The following is a 15717-nucleotide window of genomic DNA, read 5'->3' on the forward strand; positions in this document are numbered from 1 at the left end:
ATTGGCAAAAGCCGATCTGGTGTTTTTTAACGCGCTTGCTTTTCAGCTTTTCTATGTTGTCTACCTTGACGCCCTTTTCTCCATGCCATAAACAGGAATCCAAGGAACAGTACATAGATTAAAATCGATGCGATTAGATAAGGCGTATTGAACCCTTTGTCTTCATCAGCGATGTAAATTTCTGCAACTTCACGTTCCAATACGACGCGGTAAATTCCATCCTTACCTTCTCGTACCAAATCACCATCGAGTAAACCGCGCAATTTTTTATTGTCTCCGATTACTTCTTTCGGAATTTCCAAATTGGATGTCCCAGTCGTATTATTAAGCGCGACAATCCATGTCTCTTCATCATTTGACAGCTTATACACTGTAAATCCTTTGTCATTGTGCAACATTTCAAAGTCCCCGTTACGGAACGCTTCTGATTTGTTGCGTAACTTGTTAAGATCACCGATGTGTTCAATTAACTCCTCATCGATTTTGAAATTCATGAGCTGATGACTTTCAGGAGCCGATTGGCCATTCACAGCGATTTCGGTACCATAAGGCATAATCGGTACGCCTGGCATTGAAAATAGTGCCGTAATCGCAAGTTTCCACCTCGTCGGCGGGAACATTCTAGCTTCTACGATGTCGTATGTAAAACGCGGTCCTGTTAATTCATCGAACTGGATTAATTCCTTTTCAGTCGCATTTGAAAATATCGATAGCGGTGAAGAGTCCGCGTCATAGTTAACAAATGAATTTCTCATTGCGCTCATCTTTTCGTTATTCGGAGCAGAATCGAAGTCCGCGTCACTTTCTTCATTCGTTAGTACATATGCTTTTGGATTAACCGTTTTTACAGCCTGAATGATTTCATTCAAAAATGCTGTATCGATTTTGTCCAACTTTGTTAAACGAATTCCGTCCAATTTATTTGTTTCCACGAAATCAACGATGGCTTCCTTCAACGCTTTCTGTGTTGCTGCGTCTGTTGTATCCCAATCAATTGTTCCGTCAGCAGCAGGAAGTGCCTTGACAGTTCCCTCTTTAGCCCAAACATGATTCGCACTAACTCCTGCGAGTGGAAAATCAGCTATTACGGACATATCCTGCTTATGAATTGCTTTGATCATCGTGCTAAATTCTTCAGAAGTCCCGAAATGCGGTTCAAGCTTCGCATAATCAAGTACTTTACTACCATCATACGTTTCCGTTTCAAAAACGGGTCCAAGTGAAATTAGCGTAAAGCCCATTCGTACAATGTGCTCAAGTCTCGTGCCGACTCCTGTAAAGTCGCCTCCGCTGAACGCACTCAAATCTTGCGTATTCACGTCAATGTCGTTCTTGCCATCCGCGTTATTAAACCGGTCCACAAGCAAATCATATATACTTTCATCCTCTATTGTTCTTTCCGTTTCTGCAAAAACCCCTGCTGGAGATAGGGTAGATACCAGTAATAGAAAAGTTGCAATAAGTCCAAACCATTTATTCACTTTCACAAAATTGCCTCCTCAATACGAACTGTCATCCGTCATTTTACCAAACGCCGCCACATGTCGCCATTGTTTACGCCAAAAACCTCATCCTTCCTAATGAAATAGGTCGATATTGTGAAATTAGGGACTGTACACTAGCGACGAGGCGATATTACTCATCTTCAACTTTAAATGTTGAACTTATGATTTCCTCGTAGCCTCCAGCGAAGGCGCTTACTGGGGTAGCCGAAGCGGCCAGACTGACAGTGAACTTCTGTCTGGCTTACCGCGGGAGGCATCCCCAAGCGCCGAGCGTTGTTAGTGAGATACTTTAGTTCAACATATATAGCAAAGTAAAAAAACACCCGCCAGCACAATCGCCAGCGAGTGTTTCATTCATCAAATAGATCATCATCTTCAACAGATGACCGCTTTTTTCGGGCAAACAGGAAGATGGAAACGGCAAACAAGACCATCAACATCAAAACAACGATAAGTAAAATCGGTCCGATACTAGATTCCATCTTCACACCCCGTTACTAAAAATTAAGCGAACCAGCTAATACCAATCGGCAATTTAAATCCGAGGAACATTGTCGCCAATACGAAGACGAAAAACAGGATCCATACTACTTTGACACTCTTGTTCTTTGCAGAACGAACGAGCACCATTTCCATCATACCTATTGTCAGGAAGCCCAATAAGAATTTGACGCCATATAACGCGCCATCAAGTGATGAGTATTCGAAGAATAACAATGCGCCTGAAATTAAAATTAGCACGTAGAATAGGCGTGCAATCATATGAAGAATCTTTCTGCCTTTTGACTCTGTATCCATACTTGCAGCAACTAGGAATAAAATAATTCCAACAACCCATGTAAAAATATGAAGATGTGTAGTGTTTGATAATACGTCCAAATTAGTCACCTCATTTAGTTAGTAATACTAAATAATCGTATCACAATTGACTAAATCACAAAAGGGAAACTACTCAAACAAACTTATTTACAAGAGTTCCAATGCTTTCAATGGACACTTTTACAGTATCGCCTTGTTTTAAAAATGTTGGAGGCGTCATGCCTTTGCCGACACCAGCAGGTGTACCCGTCAAAATGACATCACCTGGTTCAAGCGTCACATAACGTGATATTTCGGCAATCAGTTCATCGATTTTGAAAATCATCGACGCTGTGTTGCCATTTTGTCGCACTTCATCATTCACTTTTGTCACAACTGATAAATTTTGTGGATTTGGTATTTCATTTTTGGTCACGATATATGGCCCCATTGGACACGATCCATCGAGACTTTTTCCTAAGAAGAACTGGCCATGTGCCGCTTGTACGTCACGCGCTGTCACATCATTTGCAATGGTGTAACCAAAAATATAATCATAGGCCAATTGTTTCGGGATATTACGGCCGCCCTTGCTAATAACAACCGCAAGTTCCCCTTCGTAATCAAGGCTATCCGTCACATCGGCATGGACTGAAACGTCTTGCTCATCCGCTGCAATAGCGGTTGGTGATTTCGTGAAGATCATCAGTTTTTCAGGCGGTGCATCTGCACCCATTTCCGCTGCATGATCTGCGTAGTTCTTGCCTACACACAGGATATTTTTAGGCGTTCTCGGAATTGGAGAAAGCCATTCAATAGCAGTGAATGCATATTTAAATCGCGCCGAATCTTCATCCACTCGCGCCTGTTCTGCAAGTTTCCGTACCTTTTCAACGAAATCCAGACCAGATGCGATACCTTCCGTGATTGTTTGTGGAAAATCAGTATCCTCAAACGCTTCTGCAATAGCTAACATATCCCATACTGCATCTTCCTTCTTCACTTTAGGTCCAAATAACGTCCTGCCGTCGTAACGGAACGATAATAATTTCATCTGTCAGCCCATCCCTTCATAATAAAACCCCTATTCTGATTACTACGACAAAGGTCGATCCTTTTCCTCTTTATTCGGCAAAACTTTTCCGTATGTTCCTTTACGCCACAACCACTCCAGTGGACCCATTCGGAATTTCGACAGCCAAAGTTCTGCAAATAGGACTTGAATAATGAACACGCCGACTGCAATACCTACTCCCGTTGCCACGTCTACTTTGCCATACATGCCGAAACCGTAGGCGTAAAAAATGAGTGTCCCCACAATCGATTGCGTAATATACGTCGTCAACGACATCCTACCCGCTTTTGAAATAGGTCGCAGTAGTGTGCGAACTAACGGCAGTTGGTAAAGTAAAAGTAGCAAACCGATATAACCAATCGCTAAAACAGGTCCACCGAATTGCGTTTGCAAAGTAATCGCATCCATTGAAGGACTACCAATAAACGGCGCAGCTTTCATCCAAATGCCCGCAACTAGTGAAACTACAGTCACAATTGCGATACCCACTTTTAATTCCCCAGCACGCTCAATTACTTTCCACTTAGACAATCCGGCCCCAATCATTATCAGCGGCAATATAACAAAGACGCCCAGTAACGATGCCGGCAATCCGTAAGTAAGCCATTCAGAAAGACGGAAGCTAAAGATTTCTCCATAACTACCATAGGCATACGCTTCAAGCGACCGCTCAATTTGATGTATATCCGCGTAACCTTCCATAAGTGCATTCGGATCAAATTTATTCAGAAAATAAGTGATTCCATACATGATTCCTGAAGGCACAATATATACGAAGGAAGCTAAAGGCAGCATCCACTTCTTCGGAATTCTAACAAACGCAATCATGATAAAGCCCATCAGCGCATATGTGAATAAAATGTCACCCATCCAGATGAGCAGCGCATGGATCAACCCGAACACGAGTAATACGCCCATACGACGTGCCATAACCGGCGCAAATGGCATCTTGTTTTCAATCGATTTCTCATATTGCATATTCAACCCGTAGCCGAACAGCATGGCGAAAATCGGGTAAAAACTCGCTTCTACAAAAATATCAATCCATTTAAATGTCGCCATATCAGCCGGTGTACTGAACCATGTATACGGGTCCATATACATATATGGCGAATGGAATACTAGCATATTCGCGATGAATATGCCGAGTAATGCAAACCCACGCAGCATATCGAGCGCTTCAATACGATTTCCAAGCGTTGTTGGTGTTAATTTCAACTTGATTCCCCCTGAATAGTTACAGTCCTCTGTCCGTCAAATAAATATAGGACCATCTCTTTTATGTCGATTTTCACAATTTCTTCAATCGCCTTCTTGTACAAATTCAACTGGATGCCATACCGGACTCGCATTTCTGAATCGACTTCTTCATCGGAACCAAAGCGTCCGCGAACTCGGTCAGTTTTATAATCCAGCAGTACCCAGCCATCTTGCTCTTCGAATAAACAATCCGCGATTCCTTGCAAGATTTGATAGTCGCCGTCTTTATCATCAAAAGCGTACGTAAACGGCAATTCCCGCTCCAGTTGCGCAGCTGTCATAAGCCGTTTCGCAATCGCCGTTTGGAAAAACTGTGCGACCTCATTCGCATCGACCGCAATCGCTTCTTCTGTGGTCAGCAACTGACGGCCCGTCAATTCCGTTAAGAGCTTCTCAACATCAGCGACGCTACTTTCTTTACGGATATCAATATGTTGCATGATCGTATGCATCGCCGTTCCTACTTCCGCCGCAGATAGTTCCCGCGATTGCATGAAGGCCGGTCGATTATGGAGATACGCCGTACTAACATCAGAATTTGTAGACACCAACAAGTCATCTTCCGCCTGCTGTTCAAGAATGGACAACCGTTTCAACTCACTGACCGTCTGTTTGGACCGTTTTGTCACCGATGAAAGATACGGGTATGTCGCGTCAAACCTACGTTTCACTTCGAGTAACATGCCCTCGTCCACCTCTTCAATCGGGACCGCGTCTAGTGATTTCACTGTTTCCTCATCGATTTCTTCAACCTTAGTGAACAATGCCGAAACAGGAAGTGCATCTATCTGCCAAACTGAGGCATCTATTACAGACTGACCGCCTGGGACACTACCAAATTTCGCAAATGCCGGATGTCTAGCGACAGCTGGACCAATCCAGTCTAAATAACCGTTTGCGCGTGACCTCGTATACTCAGGCAACATCAGGTCAGGTTCAACCAACTGGGCGTCCTGCCATTTGACAATAGACTTTTCGATATCTTTTACGGAAGCAATAATTTCAAGATGTTCTTTCGCTCGGGTCATAGCGACATATAACACACGCATTTCTTCCGCACGCATTTCAAGTTCTTTCTTTTCTTTCATTGCTAGAAATGGTAAAGACGTATAGGTAATCCGGTTGTCTGGGTCAATCGCTTTCACGGCCAGTCCAAAATGCTGGTCGAATAAATACGGTTCATTGAAATCCATTTTATTGAATTTCCGACCTGCCCCTGCGATGAAGACAACGGGAAATTCCAGTCCTTTCGATGAATGGATCGTCATAATACGGACAACATTTTCCTTTTCAGTAAGTGAACGTGCAGCACCGAGATCATCGCCCCGCTTGCGCATACGGTCAACAAAACGTAGAAAACGGAACAGCCCACGGAACGACGTTTTTTCATAGTCAATTGCCCGGTCATGCAGCGCACGAAGATTGGCTTGACGCTGTTTACCATTTGCCATTGCACCGACCATTTCATAATAATGCGTATCGGAATAGACTTGCCAAATTAGTTCGGACAATGATCCACGCCGCGCCAAGTTGCGCCAATCCTCAAACTGATTGAAAAAGCGTTGCAGTTTTTCCTGCGTCGCCACTGCAACACCTGCTCCGCCTGTTGTAACGAAACGCTTCAACGCTTCAAAGAACGGCTCACTTTTTGCCGTAAGTCGGATTTGCGCCAATTCATTTTCCGTCATGCCGATAAACGGTGAACGAAGGACAGATGCAAGCGGAATATCCTGATAGGGATTATCGATGACACGCAACGTATTCAGCATAATCATCACTTCTAACGCATCAAAATAACCGCGTTTTAGTTCAGCATAGATTGGAATTTCCGCCAGTTTGAATTCCTCTGCGATTTCACCTGACCATGTCATTGAACGCATCAAAATAACGATATCCCTATATTCAAGTGGACGCTTTTTATCGCTGAACGCATCCGTTACTTCAGCACCTGATGCAATCATATCTCGAATTTTCTTAATCATAAATCGCGCTTCCGCCTGCGAACTCTTCAAGCTTTGGCCTGCTAGTTCCGTGGCAGCGTCTAGTTCCTGTTCGTCTTCCTCTTCTTCATAGAGTAGCGTTAAACCTGCTGTTACGGCTTTTTCCGGGTAGTTTGCGCCGTATTTCAACGCTGCCGCATCATCATAATCGATTTCTCCGACACGCGCGCCCATCACTTGTGAAAAGATGAAATTTGTCGCATCGAGCACTTCTTTACGACTCCTGAAGTTGGCATTCAAATCGATTTTCAAGCCTTGATGGCCATCCGTTGCCGTAAATCGATTGTATTTGCCAAGAAACAGCATTGGTTCAGCAAGACGGAAGCGGTAAATAGACTGTTTTACATCGCCAACCATGAACAAATTGCCGTCCTCTTCCCCGCCGCGCTTGACGAGCTGGATAATCGTCTCCTGCAACATATTGACATCCTGGTATTCATCGACAAGAACTTCTGAAAATCGATTTTTGTAATCAACTGCGATATCAGATGGTACCAGTTCTCCATCCTGCACATTCGATAAAATTCGTAGCGCATAATGCTCCAAATCCGAGAAATCGACAATCCCACGGTCGATTTTCACAAGTTCAAAACGCCTGCCGAACTCAATCACTAAGTCAATAAGTGTATGCATGGTTGGCGCCATTAACCGAATTTCATCAAGTAGACGCGCTGGCGTTCTCGTGAAATAGGATTCTTTCAACGTATTAATAATTTTCTTCACCGCATCACGCAGCGCTTTCGCCCGTTTTGCAAGTTCTTCATCACACGAGTCTTTGCGAATTGTTCCCGCTTTTGCCCATTTAAGCGAGCCAAAAAATGCATACGTTTCTTCCCATGTACCATCCGTTACGCGCCGAATGGCTTCATTGATCCACAACAAATCTGCTTCAGCCGTGGCGGCAAGCGGTTCAGGTCCGTCCACCATCAACGCAATGTTTTGCATATCACCCGTTAACGCTACTGCCTCTTCAAGCGTATGACGGATGGCCGTTTTCAGTGGCTCGATGAATTCAAGATCATCTATAGAAGCTTGATCACCAATTTCATATTGCATGGGAATTTCGCGAAGCCATAGTTCCGGTACTGGGTGAACACGGGAATAATCGTACAAGCGGTCAATCAGTGTTTCGATGGACTGATCGTTGCGGTCAGACGTGAAACTGTCCGCCAGCCGGTACATCGCTTCCGGATTTTCTGCACTATAAGCATCTTCAAGTACTGCCCCAATTGTATCGTCACTTAACAGCGCGGCTTCCGTACTATCCGCAATACGGAATCCCGGGTCGATATCGATTAAATAAGCATATTGGCGAACGACGTTCATACAAAATGAGTGCAGTGTGGAAATCTGTGCTTTGTTCAATAAATTCAACTGCCTGCGCAAGTGGACGGATTCCGGCCTTGCAGCAATCGCTTCTTCCAACGCTTCCGCCATCCTGTGTCGCATTTCCGCAGCAGATGCATTGGTGAATGTCACAACGAGCAATTCATCGACATCAATTGGATTATTTTCATCCAATACTTTTTCAATCATTCGTGTGATTAACACTTTCGTTTTCCCCGAACCGGCAGCAGCGGAAACGAGAATATCTTTCCCTGTCGCCCAGATGGCTTTCCACTGCGCGTCAGTAAATGTTAGTCCCTCAGGTTTCACGGGTATGTTCATCATCCGCAACCTCCTTGCGCATTTTATCAAGCGACATTTCTGGGTCCATTTCAGCATAAGACCGATGTTCCGCTGACGGATCTGTTTGATCGAACTGACACACCGAACGATACGAACAAAATTCGCATGGCATTTTATTTTTTAATTTATAGGGATAAACACGCGTATCGCCCGCAAGCATTGCATCTCCAGCTTTTTGATGGCGTGTTCTAACAAACGACCGCATCATCTGCAGATCATCTGATGATAGTACTTTCGACGTTTTCGCAAATGTACCGTCCGTTTTAATCGAGGCTGGCACGATTGAAGATGATCTGCCGATATCAGCATCCATGCCGATGACAACTTCCTGATTATCGAGCAGATAGCCCCTCATCTTATAGGATTTCGCGATTTCCGCCTCAAGGAGTGCAGGTGTTAATTCGGAACCGGAGCGGATCATCGGGTTATGAATATGCATATACAAAATGCCTGCTGGATCCGCATGTATGCCGAGCCATTCGTCTGCGTTTTCTAGCGCTACGTCGAGATAGGTCATCATTTGCAAGGACAAGCCGTAATACACTTCCGTTAAATCAAGGCTTTTGGCGGATGATTTGTAATCGACAACACGGACATAGTTTTTACCGCCTATTTCTGTCGCATCGACACGGTCAATCCGACCACGTAGTTTCATTGAATCGCCACGGCGCAATGGAATTTCAAGCGCTGGCAATTCTTCGCCTGGTCCAAATCCTGCTTCAATAGCAATCGGTTTGAATACCGTCGATTTGGCCTGCGTACTAAGTGAAAAAATCGTTCGTTGAATAATGTGCATGAGCTTGCGTTTAATATAAACATAACGGTTCGTTGACAGTAAAATCCGGTTGAAGAAGTAAGGCGAAATATCTTCCACTGCTGCTCTCGCAAGCTTCCAACATTCTTCGCGCGTCAGTTCTGCCCACGATTTCCCGAGACGCATTGTTTCATCGGACACCCATTTAAGCGCGGCGTGAAATAAATCCCCGATTGCCGGTGCTTCCAGCGTAAATTCCGTCCGTTCACGCAAGCCAAGTCCAAACGACGCATAATGCTGGAACGGGCAGCTGTAATAGGATTCAATCCGTGACACACTGGAAACAAATGATTCCCCGTACAAGCCTTCCGTTATCTCTGGACGCAGTCGTTCCGCCCCATTCTTCGCATTCATCGGGCGTATGATATGACTAATTACAGACGACCAATAGGGATCCTCGTCGTAATACGCCATAACCGCACGCCATTCTCGTTCCAGCACACCCGACTGTTCCGCTTCTTTCAACTTCATCGACACATAAGGTAGTGCCGAACGCGGGTGGCTGATGTAATCGAATTGATTGGCTTCTAGCGGCAATTCGGACGGATCCGTTACGGCGATTTTCGTTGCTGTGCCTGTCAGCATATGCCCAATTCTCGAAATGTACAACGATGGAATAAGTGCTTTCCCTTCCTCGTCTGCCACGGGATAAGACACATATAACTTTTCGCGCGGCGCTGTAAATGCGCGGTAAGCCATAAACGTTTCATCCATCAATTTCATCTTCGACGTGGGCGCTAGTTCAAAGCCGATGTCCGAAAACCATTCACGGTCTGCATCCGACAGCAGTCCTTCATTGTCAACGCGTTTCGGCATGACGCCATCGTTGACCCCGAGGACAAATACTGCGTCAATATCCATTAAACTTGAAACTTCGACAGTCGACACCGTCACCTGGTCAAGCGACGGCGGAATGCGAGCAAATTCGAGTGAGTCGAATCCTTCATCCAAAATTCGAGCTGCTTCTACAGCATCCATTTTTTTATCCCCGAACATAAGGACAAACTGATCCAGCACATTAATCCAGCCGTTCCAAGCTTGTTCATGTTCCGTAGCGCCAAGTAATCGTCCTGCACGCTCTTCTTCCGCACGCAGATCGATGATTTTATCATAAACATGTAGGTTTTCCATGAATAAAAACAGCGCTTCCGCGACATCACGTCCCGTTTTAGATTTCTTCAAACGCTTTTCAAAGTCAGCAAGTGGATCCCGTATTTCATCGCGAATCATATGCAGTTCTTGCTCCATCGCACGCTCTTCGTCCGTTTGCACATCTGTATACAGTTCAAGGCCTCGATACTTCTTCACGCGCCAGCGGCTGTCATCGAACCAGCGCTGGCCATAAATCCCATGGGCAAGGACATAGTTTTCGAGTCTATCTGCACGATCACGCCATAATAACTTTGTTTCTCGGTGCGGGAAAAATAGATCTGTTTTGACCGCGCGGAACACTGATTCATACGACCAACCCGTTGTCACCGCTTCTAACACAGAACGTGAAAACTCGATAAGCGGATGGTGCAACATCGGTTTCTTCTGGCTAATGAACACCGGAATATCATAATGTGGGAAAATTGTTTCAATTAGTTCATCATACTTTTCAGGTTGCCTGTACAAAATCGAAATGTCTTTGTACCGCTTGCCTGCAATCATTAATTCGCGAATTGTACGTGCCACTGAATGGATTTCTGCACGACGATTCGCCGCTTCAACTAAGATAATATTGCCTGCTGACGGCTGTTGTTTCGCGGGATAATGGTCGAATTCCGCCTCAAAATGTTTTAAATCTTCATTTTGATAACGCGGCGAATCTGCCAAATGGATATCTTCCTCTACTTCCACCGATTCAGCACGCGCTAGTTCACGCAATTTGAGGGAGGTCCGTACAGGGTTGAAAAATAATTCATGGTCCGCAAAACCAGTGAGAGCGCCTTCCATTGGTAACACAACTGTCAGTCGGTTGGCGTGTTTCATCAGTTCCGTGACAATTTCGTATTCCCGCGTCGTAAAGTTTTCAAAACCGTCAATATAGATATCAGCTCCTTTTAACAGGTCTGAATGGGTAATTTGTGAGGCAAGAAGAGCCAGATGTCCTTCACTATCGACGTAAGTCGTGCCCAGCTTTTCTTCGATTTTTGTCAGCAACAAGGATAAGTCTTCCGCTTTGTCGAGCAATGTGCGCGGTGCACCTGTTGAAGCCAGCGCATCGTAGAGATTGCTCATCGTTTGGTGATCAAGACAATAGCGACTAAACTCTTTCAGCAAGTCCCCTATTTGTTCCGTGAATCCACGTTTGCTTGCCGCTTGCCGAAACAATTTGAACTGGTCCCGATTGTCTTCCAAAACACTTCGTACAAGCATCCGGTACCCGAAGCCATCTATTTCCTTGCGCGTAATGCCGCCTGTTTCCTGCAGCACACGCCACGCCAACCGTTTAAACGTTAGCACTTGTGCACGGATGATCCCTTTTAATCCGAAATTAACGGACATACTATGCTCCATCGAGAACGACATCTGGTCAGGTACAATGACAATAACAGGCGCCCCCATCGGATTTCGTTGCAGTTCGGCAGCCATTTCCCGCTCAATGAACGTCGTCTTTCCAGCGCCCGATCTACCGGTTATGAAACGCAGTGACATATGGTTTCCTCCCTTTCTATGTGTGTATGTATAATTTATTCAAATAAAAAATCCCTATCATCCTTACCTTCCATTGTACAGAAAGTTAAGGATGACAGGAACTGTTTCAACTGAATAGGGAGTGATTACTTATCATTACGAGGGGCGGCGGATGCACGGAAATCGGCTTCTACTTTTGCATTCAGTCTGCGCTCGAAATATTTGCCGACCAGCCATAGCAGAAAAATCACGCCAATTACAATTGCCGTCCGGATTGGATTGGTGAATAAAGCCCTTATATCATACCCGATATAGCTAATCATGGAAATCATCACAAATTTCCCAGCCATCAGTGTGATTAAATAATTCTTTTTCTTCATATCAGATAGGCCCGCTACAAGATTGACGAGCGCGGACGGTGTGAACGGAAAACAAATAAAGATAAACAAAGGTCCGAAACCATTTCGCTCCACCCACTTAATCAACTTTTGGATACGTGGACTTTTTGTTAGGAATTGAAGCATGCGGTTGCGCCCATATTTGCGGACGATAAGAAATACTGCATAAGAGCCAATGACAGTTCCCGCCCAGGATAGAAGAAAACCATACCAAAGGCCATAAGCTCCTGCATTCGCCAGAACAAATGCGAATAAAGGAAGAAAGGGTAAAAATGATTCTATAAATGGCAGAAACAGCCCAAGCAATGGTCCAAGTGCCTTGTAATGCTGCGCTAATTCGACGATTTTATCAGGATTCATCCACTCGTTCATCAGTAACAACCTCAATTCAAAAACTTTTTTGTCAGGCTTCTACTTTTTTATTACATAGAAATACCCCGTATTTAGAGTTTTCCTTTAAATATGAACATTTAAACCCATAAGTATAGTATAATCACTTAAATATACTTTGGGAAGATGTGAATACAATGACCAATAACCAATTTTCAGCTGGCTTAAAAGCAGGGACGAGCATTGCAATCGGATATTTCCCCGTAGCCCTCACATTTGGACTGCTCGCAAAAACGGCCGGCTTGTCCATTATTGAAGCTACAGCAATGAGTATCTTCGTCTATGCCGGTGCCGCACAATACATGTCGCTCAGCCTAATTACTTTAGGTATCGACCCGCTGTTGATCGTCATGAACACATTCGTGGTCAATATTCGACACTTTCTTATGACGGCTTCGCTCAATGAAAAGATGCAGCCCGCACGAAAATGGGTCAAAGCGATCTATGCGTTTGGTATTACGGACGAATCATTTACAGTACTCGCAACAGGGAAGAAAGGAAAGATTCCGACAGCGTTCGCATTCGGCGTTACACTGATCGCCTATGGCAGCTGGGTCATCTTCACCGTCATCGGACATATTATCGGTGCTAATCTGCCACAGTTCTTACAAGCCGCAATGTCGATTGCACTTTACGCAATGTTCATCGGATTGCTTGTTCCTTCGATGAAAGGCAACCGCAAAGTTGTCATGCTCGCTGCTCTTGGGGCGGTCATCCATTGTGTCCTGTACTTTACAGAGGCATTGTCGACGGGCTGGTCGATCCTTGTCGCAACGCTTGCGTCCTCGATTCTTGTGGAGATTGTTTATTCGCGGCGCGGGAAAACGGCTGAAACGATGTTCAAACGAGAGGAGGAAGTATAATGGGGCCAAGTTATTGGTGGATGCTTCTGGGCATGGCGCTTGTGACATACATTCCGCGTATGATTCCGCTGGCTGTTTTAGATGGTAAAGAGTTGCCGCCGGTTGTGTCAGGTGTCTTGCGTAATATTCCATATGCTGTCCTAGGTGCACTCATCTTTCCGGCGATTCTATTCGTACAGGAAGGGAATATCTTGTTTGGGGTGCTTGGAGCAGGTGCCGCATTTTTAATCGCAATTTTAGGCGGCGGGGTTATGTCCGTTGTTCTGGGTACGATTGCTGTGCTGGCTGTTTATAGTTTGTTTATGTAAGGATGTGAAGACCGCTTGGTTGCGGTCTTTTTTTGTTGGAGTGGGCTGATTGGTTGGTGGCGGGATATGATCGGTTGGCCGTGGATATGATTGGTCGGCACGACATATGATCGATTGAAAATGGATATGCTCGGTTGGCCGCGGATATGCTCGGTCCACTCCCCTATATGCTACCCCCCTATCCCTATTTCATCCCACAATAAAACCGCTCCTTTAACAGCGAGCGGCTCCATTCGTCATTCCTCTTGTTCATGCTGCCTTGCAATCTTCATCATACGTGTCGCATACCAGAATCCGACGGTGAGCGATAGCGCATCCGCTCCGTAAAGTAGCCAATTATGCGTATAACCCGCGTAAACCGATGCTGCAATCAATGCAACCGTTAAAATAAGGCCAACGACATGGTGAAATGTCACACGGGTGAATAAAATCACAAGCAGACCCGGCAAAATTAAGGCAAGTAACAGTTTAGTATCAAATGAATCCATTTTCAACATTCCTTCCAGAGTAATCGTTCACTCGATATTTACCGAACGACGAGAAGTCCAAGGCGATGATGGTCATGTCGATAAATAACCTGCTGCATAAGCCGAACTTCCCCGTTACGATCAATCACTTGCAAGCGACAATGTGCAGCATTAAGCTGAATCGCGTCATATAGTTCTTTCTCATTGCTTACCTTAAGACCATTTACAGAACGAATGTATTCACCCGGCAGAAGCCCCATTTTTTCTCCTGGAGATCCTGGCACAACTCCCGCAATAACAACCCCCGCTTCACGCGGCGCAACAACGAACCCACCTTGCCTGTCACGTACCCAAGCCGTAATGGAAATAACTGCCCGACACACTACCCCTAACAGTAAAGCTACCCACCCTAAAATCGGTAGCCATAGTGCAGCAATCCCAACGGCAACTACTATACCGCCTGTCCAAACGACAGCACGTCCAATTTTCGGGAATAAAACATCTGGATACAGCGAGCGCGCCACTTGTGAAAATCCGATTAGTACAGGAACCGGAACAAAACTGAATGCACTCTCCCCAAATGTGAACTGCGGCCAATACGGTACGAAAGCCGAAATCATATCCCCCGGCACCAAAAATACAACTGGCAACAGCCATAGCCGCTTCGTCTTGAAGGCTGCAGCTCGAAGTCCACGGTTTGTATGCACCAAGGTCGGCGACGCATACCGGATCGTATGACGTCTAATAAGAAGTCCTTCTGCAATTAAGAATAACCCCGCGATGACTGGAATCGTTACCGCTAGATCGCCAAGTAGATCCGCCTGAGCTGGCGTCCATCCGCGAAACGAGAAATCTCCCATATACTTTTCTATGAAATAAAGAGCGAAAAAAGCCGCCGACGCAAAATAAATCGGTGAAGTCACTTTATAATAAAATGTCAGCAGGGCAATTAGCGCCGACGCAGAAAATAGCACAAGCCACCCTGGATCTGCTAGCAAACCCGCCCCGGAAATCAAAACGGACAAAACAAGCGCATATGGCCATGACTCCGCCAAAAGCCGCTTCAATTCTGTTAACCCCGGCAACAAACGGACTTTGAAACTCCTACGCTCTTTTTTCACACGGAAATACCCAACACCAACTGCTGTAAAAAGAACCGCTATCAATAATGGATTCAGGAAAAACAGCGCAACCGCTTCTACTATATTAAATATCGTTTTCTCGGACACGAACCGTCACCATCCAATCTTCGTTTACACTATCATGTTTCTACATTGTAACAAAAGAATGCCGCTCTATGTGAATCGTTATTGAATTATTCATTAAATGGTAATAACCGCTTATGATTTTGGTGTGGTTTAGGCGATAGTCACGGCTATTCTCCAAACTGTAAGGGCATTCAGCCGAACTGTGAGCGCAATCTGTCAAACTGTCATGGCTATTCTCTCCGAAGTCATGGCCGTCCCCAGCGAAGTCATGGCTTCCTAAGTTAGTAAGGGCAAAATCTGACTTTGTCATGGCTACTCTCTCC

The 15717-nt window shown here is 45.1% G+C and carries 13 protein-coding genes; 2 read left to right on the forward strand and 11 right to left on the reverse strand.

Annotated elements, in window-relative coordinates:
- Window positions 1–26: 26 nt before the first annotated feature.
- The 8 genes from I2483_RS07505 to I2483_RS07535 all read right to left on the reverse strand — a co-directional run bounded on the left by I2483_RS07505 (window position 27) and on the right by I2483_RS07535 (window position 12530).
- Window positions 27–1487, reverse strand: coding sequence for an alpha-amylase family glycosyl hydrolase (locus I2483_RS07505; protein ID WP_207174945.1), 1461 nt, complete (start codon window positions 1485–1487; stop codon window positions 27–29).
- Between the two features lie 368 nt (window positions 1488–1855).
- Window positions 1856–1987 carry a hypothetical protein gene (locus tag I2483_RS19365; RefSeq protein WP_255550328.1) on the reverse strand — a complete coding sequence of 44 codons (132 nt, stop codon included), beginning with the start codon at window positions 1985–1987 and terminating at the stop codon, window positions 1856–1858.
- Between the two features lie 22 nt (window positions 1988–2009).
- On the reverse strand, window positions 2010–2384 hold the full coding sequence (locus tag I2483_RS07510) for a YisL family protein (protein ID WP_207174947.1): 375 nt from the start codon (window positions 2382–2384) through the stop codon (window positions 2010–2012).
- 73 nt (window positions 2385–2457) lie between these two features.
- Window positions 2458–3357 (reverse strand): fumarylacetoacetate hydrolase family protein, encoded by a 900-nt coding sequence (locus tag I2483_RS07515; protein ID WP_207174949.1) that lies wholly within the window; start codon window positions 3355–3357, stop codon window positions 2458–2460.
- Between the two features lie 42 nt (window positions 3358–3399).
- On the reverse strand, window positions 3400–4596 hold the full coding sequence (locus tag I2483_RS07520; RefSeq protein ID WP_255550329.1) for a DUF418 domain-containing protein: 1197 nt from the start codon (window positions 4594–4596) through the stop codon (window positions 3400–3402).
- Window positions 4593–8306 (reverse strand): helicase-exonuclease AddAB subunit AddA, encoded by a 3714-nt coding sequence (gene addA / locus I2483_RS07525; RefSeq protein WP_207174978.1) that lies wholly within the window; start codon window positions 8304–8306, stop codon window positions 4593–4595. Before addA ends, I2483_RS07520 begins: the two co-directional genes overlap by 4 nt.
- Window positions 8284–11781 carry a helicase-exonuclease AddAB subunit AddB gene (gene addB / locus I2483_RS07530; protein ID WP_207174950.1) on the reverse strand — a complete coding sequence of 1166 codons (3498 nt, stop codon included), beginning with the start codon at window positions 11779–11781 and terminating at the stop codon, window positions 8284–8286. Before addB ends, addA begins: the two co-directional genes overlap by 23 nt.
- 125 nt (window positions 11782–11906) lie before the next feature.
- Entirely contained in the window at window positions 11907–12530 is a 624-nt protein-coding gene (locus I2483_RS07535) for a TVP38/TMEM64 family protein (protein ID WP_207174952.1), read from the reverse strand.
- 155 nt (window positions 12531–12685) lie between these two features.
- Here I2483_RS07535 and I2483_RS07540 point away from each other — a divergent pair, with 155 nt between their 5' ends.
- Window positions 12686–13411 (forward strand): AzlC family ABC transporter permease, encoded by a 726-nt coding sequence (locus tag I2483_RS07540; RefSeq protein WP_207174954.1) that lies wholly within the window; start codon window positions 12686–12688, stop codon window positions 13409–13411.
- Complete coding sequence (locus I2483_RS07545; protein ID WP_186669235.1) at window positions 13411–13719, forward strand: AzlD domain-containing protein; 309 nt, start codon at window positions 13411–13413, stop codon at window positions 13717–13719. Before I2483_RS07540 ends, I2483_RS07545 begins: the two co-directional genes overlap by 1 nt.
- Window positions 13720–13955: 236 nt before the next feature.
- Here I2483_RS07545 and I2483_RS07550 read toward each other — a convergent pair whose 3' ends face one another.
- From I2483_RS07550 to I2483_RS07560, 3 genes are all read right to left on the reverse strand, one after another.
- The gene (locus tag I2483_RS07550) at window positions 13956–14207 is read right to left on the reverse strand and encodes a CsbA family protein (RefSeq protein ID WP_207174956.1); all 252 of its coding nucleotides are present in this window, start codon (window positions 14205–14207) and stop codon (window positions 13956–13958) included.
- Window positions 14208–14245: 38 nt separating this feature from the next.
- Window positions 14246–15415 (reverse strand): PDZ domain-containing protein, encoded by a 1170-nt coding sequence (locus tag I2483_RS19655; RefSeq protein ID WP_207174958.1) that lies wholly within the window; start codon window positions 15413–15415, stop codon window positions 14246–14248.
- Window positions 15416–15455: 40 nt separating this feature from the next.
- On the reverse strand, window positions 15456–15717 hold a 262-nt coding region (locus I2483_RS07560), incomplete at its 5' end, for a hypothetical protein (RefSeq protein WP_207174960.1).

Source organism: Sporosarcina sp. E16_3, from assembly GCF_017347125.1.
Lineage (GTDB): Bacteria > Bacillota > Bacilli > Bacillales_A > Planococcaceae > Sporosarcina.

Bases quoted from the DNA above. Each gene is read 5' to 3' on its own strand.
- I2483_RS07515 (WP_207174949.1), bottom strand. From the start codon at position 3,357: ATGAAATTATTATCGTTCCGTTACGACGGCAGGACGTTATTTGGACCT.
- addA (WP_207174978.1), bottom strand. From the start codon at position 8,306: ATGAACATACCCGTGAAACCTGAGGGACTAACATTTACTGACGCGCAG.
- I2483_RS07545 (WP_186669235.1), top strand. From the start codon at position 13,411: ATGGGGCCAAGTTATTGGTGGATGCTTCTGGGCATGGCGCTTGTGACA.
- I2483_RS07535 (WP_207174952.1), bottom strand. From the start codon at position 12,530: ATGAACGAGTGGATGAATCCTGATAAAATCGTCGAATTAGCGCAGCAT.
- I2483_RS19365 (WP_255550328.1), bottom strand. From the start codon at position 1,987: ATGGAATCTAGTATCGGACCGATTTTACTTATCGTTGTTTTGATGTTG.
- addB (WP_207174950.1), bottom strand. From the start codon at position 11,781: ATGTCACTGCGTTTCATAACCGGTAGATCGGGCGCTGGAAAGACGACG.
- I2483_RS07540 (WP_207174954.1), top strand. From the start codon at position 12,686: ATGACCAATAACCAATTTTCAGCTGGCTTAAAAGCAGGGACGAGCATT.
- I2483_RS07550 (WP_207174956.1), bottom strand. From the start codon at position 14,207: ATGGATTCATTTGATACTAAACTGTTACTTGCCTTAATTTTGCCGGGT.